Source organism: Nocardioides sp. (assembly GCF_035429765.1).
GTDB lineage: Bacteria > Actinomycetota > Actinomycetes > Propionibacteriales > Nocardioidaceae > Nocardioides.
In genome coordinates, this window is the sequence record NZ_DAOMFK010000216.1 from 1 (window position 1) to 5,288 (window position 5,288).

Below are 5,288 nucleotides of genomic sequence, written 5' to 3' on the forward strand. Positions count from 1 at the left end.
GCCGGTGCCTCGGCCGAGGCGGGCGCCGCCGCCTCGGGGGCGCCGGGCTCGGCGGTCTCCTCCTCGAGCGGCTCCGCCCACGCGGCCGGCGGCTCACCCCCCACGGTGACTCCGTGCCGGAGCCCGTCGAGTGCCTCGTTGGCGAGCCGGTCGGCGTGGGCGTTCTCGGCGCGCGGGACCCAGGTGTAGGTGGTCCCGAACGGAGCGAGCCGGTTCGCCTCGACCGCGAGCGGTCGCATGCTCGGGTGCTTCACCTTCCAGCGCCCCGACATCTGCTCGACCACCAGCTTGGAGTCCATCCGCACCTCGATGTCGGCCTCGGGCGTGAACTCCTCGGCGAGCTTGAGACCGGCGATCAGGCCGGCGTACTCGGCCACGTTGTTGGTGGCCTCGCCGATGGTGCTGCCGTCCTCGGCGAGGACCTCGCCGGTGTCCGCGTCCTTCAGCACGGCGCCGTACGCCGCGGGGCCCGGGTTGCCTCGGGAGCCACCGTCGGCCTCGATCACCACCCGGCGGACGGTGCCGCGGGTGCCAGGCGAGTCGGTCACAGACCGGACTCCGCGGTGCGCACCAGGATCCGCTGGCACTCCTCGCACCGGATCACCTCGTCGCTCGGCGCGGCCTTGATCTGGGCCAGCTCGGCGTTGTCCAGGGTCAGCCGGCAGCCGCCGCAGGCGCGGGCGCGCAGCGCCGCTGCGCCGACCCCGCCCTTCTGGGCGCGCAGCCTGTCGTAGAGGGCGAGGAGGTCCGCGGGCAGCCCGGCGGCGGCCGGCACCCGCTCCCGGGCCAACGCCGCCAGCTGCTCGTCGAGGTCGTTGGTCCTGGTGTCGCGGGCCGTCGCGAGCGCGCTGAGCCGTGCGTCGGCCGCGGCGAGGGCGGCGGTGAGCGACGCCAGGGAGTTCTGGGCCTCCTCCAGCCGCTCCATGACCTCGATCTCGTCGTCCTCGAGCGAGGTGATCCGACGCTCGAGCGACTCCAGCTCGTGGGTCATCCGCTCCAGGTCCTTGGGGTTGGCGATCAGCCCCCGGTCCATCCGGTCACGGTCACGCTCGCGCCGCGCCTTGACCTGCTCGACGTCGCTGTCGACCTTCTCCTGCTCCGCGGTGAGGTCCTCCACGAGCGTCTCGGCGTCGCGGACCTGGTTGGCGAGGTCGACCCGGGTCCGGCGGAGCTCGGCGATCTCGGCCAGCTCCGGCAGCGTCTCCCGCTGGTGGCGGAGCTGGTCGGCACGGGCGTCGAGCTCTTGTACGTCGAGCAGGGCGAGTTGGGCGAACGGGTCGGCTTTCAGCGTGGACTCCTCGGGTGCGGGCGGATCACAGCCGGAACCGCCAGGGGTCGGTGACCAGCGTGCTCACACGGGTCTCCACCGTAGCGCCCAGGGCGGCGACCAGGCGTGCCTCCACCACCGGCAGCCAGGTCCACTCGGCCGCCCAGTGCGCGACGTCCACCAGTGCCGGTCCGTCCTTCTCGAGGAACTCGCTCGCGGGATGGTGCCGCAGGTCGCTGGTGACGAAGACGTCGGCGTCGCTGTCCGCGAGCTGGTCGAGGAGGAAGTCGCCGGCACCGGCGCACACCGCGACCCGGCGTACCGGACGGTCCGGGTCCCCGCCCACCCGCACGCCGTGCGCGGTCGCGGGCAGGGCCTGCGCCAGTGCCGCGGCGAGGTCGTGGAGCGTGGTGGCGGCGGGGAGGTCGCCCACGCGTCCGGTGCCGGTGGTGGAGGTCCCGGCGTCGGCGAGCTCGAGGAGGTCCCAGGCCGGCTCCTCGTAGGGGTGTGCGGCCAGCATCGCCCGCACCACGGCCGAGCGCCGGCCGCGGGGCAGCACGGACTCGATGCGGACCTCCTCCACCACCTCCACGGCCCCGACCTGCCCGATCGCCGGCGTCGCTCCCGGCAGAGGTCGGAAGCGCCCTTCGCCGAGGCTGCTGAACGTGCAGTGGTCGTAGTCCCCCAGCCGTCCGGCGCCCGCGGTCACCATGGCCTCGCGCACCCGCTCGGCGTCGGGGACCGGCACGAACACCACGACCTTGTCCAAGGGGGTGGCCGGGGCGGGCAGCAGCGGCGTGACCGCGGAGAGGCCCAGCCGGGCGGCCAGCGCCTCCGAGACCCCACCCGTGGCGACGTCAGCGTTGGTGTGGGCGGTGAGCAGCGCGCAGCCGGCGCCGGACAGCCGCGCGAGCGTGCGTCCCTTGGGCGTGGTCGCCGCGACACCGTGGACCGGCCGCAGGAACAGGGGATGGTGCACGACCAGCAGGTCGGCACCCCAGTCGGCCGCCTCGTCGGCGACCGGGAGGACCGGGTCGACGGCGAGGAGCACCCGCCCCACCTCGGCGGCCGGATCACCGGCGACCAGGCCGACCGCGTCCCACTCCTCGGCGGTCGCCGGCGGGTACCAGCCGTGGACCAGCTCGACGACCTCACGCAGCAGCGCCATGCCCGCACGGTAGCCCAGCCGTCTCCGTCACCGGCCGGGCGTCGGCACCTGCGGCGGCGGCAGATGCTTGAGGGCCTCGCGGCGGGACAGCGGCGAGAGCCGGGGTCCGAGGCGCTCGACCTCCGCCCTCACCCACTCGGGGTCGGTGCAGGCGTACTGCCGCAGCGCCCAGCCGGTGGCCTTGCGCAGCCAGAACGACGGGTCGTCCACGGTCGCGGCCACGACGTCGTGCAGCAGCGTGGTGTCGGTGTCCTCGCGGTGCCGCAGCTGGCACAGCACGGCGGTCCGGCGCAGCCACAGGTCCTCGTCCACCGCCCACTCCCGGACGACGGGGGTGACCACCGGCCGGTACCGAGCCAGGACGCCGCCGACCAGGTGGGCCGCGATCTCGTCGACGAGGTCCCACCAGGCGCCGGTCACCACCAGGTGCCGCAAGAGCCCGAGCAGCGCCAGGTCCTGCCAGCCCGCCGCCCGCCGGTGCCGGGCCAGGGCGAGGGCCGCGTAGCGGTCCTCGCGGTGGGTGGCGTCGTCCCAGAGCGCGCCCACGGTGTCGAGCCACACCGTCCGGTCGGGCGGGAAACGGTCCGCGAGCAGGGGCCGCAGGATCGCGCGCAGCTGAGGGCTGGTCACCCCGTAGTAGGGCAGGGCCGACCGCATGTAGGCCCGCTGCTGGGCCGCCCGATCCGGGTCCCCGGCGGCGGCCAGCGCCCGGCGTACCTCGGCGACCAGCTCGAGGTCTGCGGCCATGGCGGGACTCTACCGACGCAAGGGTCCGGCGGGCCGGTACGCCGGAGTTAGGGTGTAGCGCCCGCGACCCCTGCCGCAGTGAGGTGCCATGTCGACCCCCGCGCCAGGCCACGGCTCGACCGCCGGCGCGGACGCGCGGGTGACGGTGCTGGTCGCCTTCGCCGCAGCCGCCGGGTACCTCCTCTTCGCGCAGTTCGCCTGGCGCCTCCTCGACGCGGACGCGAGCCCGGTGTTCTTCGGGTCGGCCGGGGTCTCGTGCGCGGCTCTGGTCCTCACCGAGCGCCGACGATGGCCCTGGGTGCTGGCGGCCGTCGGCGTGACCGAGCTCAGCCTCGACCTCTGGCACGGTCAGGCCCTGGCTCCCGCCCTCGCCTTCACCGCCGCCAACACCCTCGAGCCGCTGACGGGGGCCGGCCTGCTGCGCCGCTTCGTCCGCCGCCCGGACCTGTCGCAGCGTCGCGACACCCTCCTCTTCCTGACCTGCAGCGTCGCCACCGGTCCGCTGCTCGGCGCCCTGGTGGGCGCCTCCACGCTCGCCGTCGTGTTCGACCGCACGTGGCCTGCGTCGTTCCTCTCGTTCTGGACCGGTGACGCGCTCGGCGTCCTGACGGTCGGCAGCACCGTGATCGCGTGGGGCACCAGGGACCTGCTCGGCGAGACCGGACGGACCCAGCTGCTGACCGCGCTCGCGACGACCGCCTTCACCGGGGTGATCACCTTCCTCGGGTTCTCCGCCGCCCGCGCGCCCATCGCTCCCTCCATCGGCGCCATGCTGCTGGCCGCCGCGCTGGCCGGGACGACCGGGGTGACGACCTCCGGGATGACGTTCGCCATCACCGCGAACGTGCTGTCGGCGCGCAACGTCGGCCCCTGGGGCGACGTGACCGCCTCCGACACCGCACAGTGGGCGACCCTCCAGCTCCTGCTCGTGCTGGCTCTGCTCGGACCCTGGGCGCTGGCGATCGAGACGGCCGCCCGGCGCCGCGCCCGGGACTCCCTGGCAGCCGAGTCCACCGCGCGCGCCCGGGAGAGCCTGCGGGCCAGACTGGGGGAAGCCCTCTCCCGCGCGGTGACCGTGCAGGAGGTGACGGAGTCGATCGCCCGGGACGGCGTGATGGCGCTGGCGCCGGTCGGCATGGTCGGGGTCCTCACCGAGGAGGGTGGGCGGGTGACAGCCGTCGGGGTGAGTCGGCACGGTCGGGACACCGAGATCATCAGCACCGCCGTGTTCCCCGTGGAGGCCGACCACCCGCTGTGCGAGGCGACCCGAGGCGGCACCGAGCTCGTGGTCCCCGGCTCGGCGCTGGGCCCGGGGGTGGCGGACCCCGCAGACCAGTCCGCACCGGCTTCCGCGCTGGTCGTGCCGCTCCAGGCCGCCGGTCACGCGGCGGCCGGGGCCCTGGCGATCGTCGTCCCAGGGCGCTCGGCCGGGGACCCCGAGACGCTGCGTGACGCCCGGGCCGTGGCCTCGGTGGCGGCTCCGGCCCTGCTCCGCGCGCTCGAGCACCAGCGCGAGCGGGAGGTGTCCCACCGGCTCCAGCTGGCCCTGCTCCCCGTCGTCCCCGAAACCCTCGGCCCCGGCCTGCACGTCGCGGTCCGCTACCGCCCGGCGGACCCGCGGCACTACGTGGGCGGCGACTGGTACGACGCCTTCGAGCTGCCGGGTGGACGGGTCGCCCTGGTGACCGGCGACGTCGTCGGCCACGACCTGCAGGCGGCGACCGCGATGGGCAAGCTGCAGCAGGCCCTCCGGCTCCTCACCCGGGACGCCCCGACGCCGGCCGAGGCCCTCAGCCGGCTCGACGAGGTGGCCGAGACCATCCCCGGCGCGCTGATGAGCACCGTCGGCCTGGCCGACTACGACCCCGCCACCCGGCGGCTGCGCTACAGCTGCGCGGGGCACCCGCCGCCCCTGCTGGTGACCCGGGAGGGGACTCGGTTCCTGGCAGATGCAGCGGGCTTGCCCCTGGGGGTGGTGCCGGGCCGGGGCCGCGCCTTTCGCCACCGCGAGCAGCTCGGAGCGGTCCGCGAGCCGGTCGTCGATCTCCTCGACGGACAGCCCCCGCGTCCGGACGGCCGCGAGCTCGATCGCGAGAGGCAGGCCAT

At 75.3% G+C, this 5,288-nt stretch carries 5 protein-coding genes; 1 reads left to right on the forward strand and 4 read right to left on the reverse strand.

Annotated features, from left to right (window positions below):
• The 4 genes from PLP61_RS14780 to PLP61_RS14795 form a co-directional block, all read right to left on the reverse strand.
• On the reverse strand, positions 1-548 hold a 548-nt coding region (locus PLP61_RS14780), incomplete at its 3' end, for a reverse transcriptase-like protein (RefSeq protein ID WP_324503515.1).
• Positions 545-1,288: a zinc ribbon domain-containing protein gene (locus PLP61_RS14785; RefSeq protein WP_502889076.1), complete on the reverse strand. Its 744-nt coding sequence runs from the start codon at positions 1,286-1,288 to the stop codon at positions 545-547. The genes PLP61_RS14780 and PLP61_RS14785, both read right to left, overlap by 4 nt.
• A gap of 25 nt (positions 1,289-1,313) precedes the next feature.
• Positions 1,314-2,435: a Nif3-like dinuclear metal center hexameric protein gene (locus PLP61_RS14790; RefSeq protein ID WP_324503517.1), complete on the reverse strand. Its 1,122-nt coding sequence runs from the start codon at positions 2,433-2,435 to the stop codon at positions 1,314-1,316.
• Between the two features lie 27 nt (positions 2,436-2,462).
• The gene (locus tag PLP61_RS14795) at positions 2,463-3,182 is read right to left on the reverse strand and encodes a DNA alkylation repair protein (protein WP_324503518.1); all 720 of its coding nucleotides are present in this window, start codon (positions 3,180-3,182) and stop codon (positions 2,463-2,465) included.
• An 88-nt stretch (positions 3,183-3,270) separates the two neighbouring features.
• Here PLP61_RS14795 and PLP61_RS14800 point away from each other — a divergent pair.
• The coding region (locus PLP61_RS14800; protein ID WP_324503519.1) for a SpoIIE family protein phosphatase at positions 3,271-5,288 on the forward strand (2,018 nt) is incomplete at its 3' end.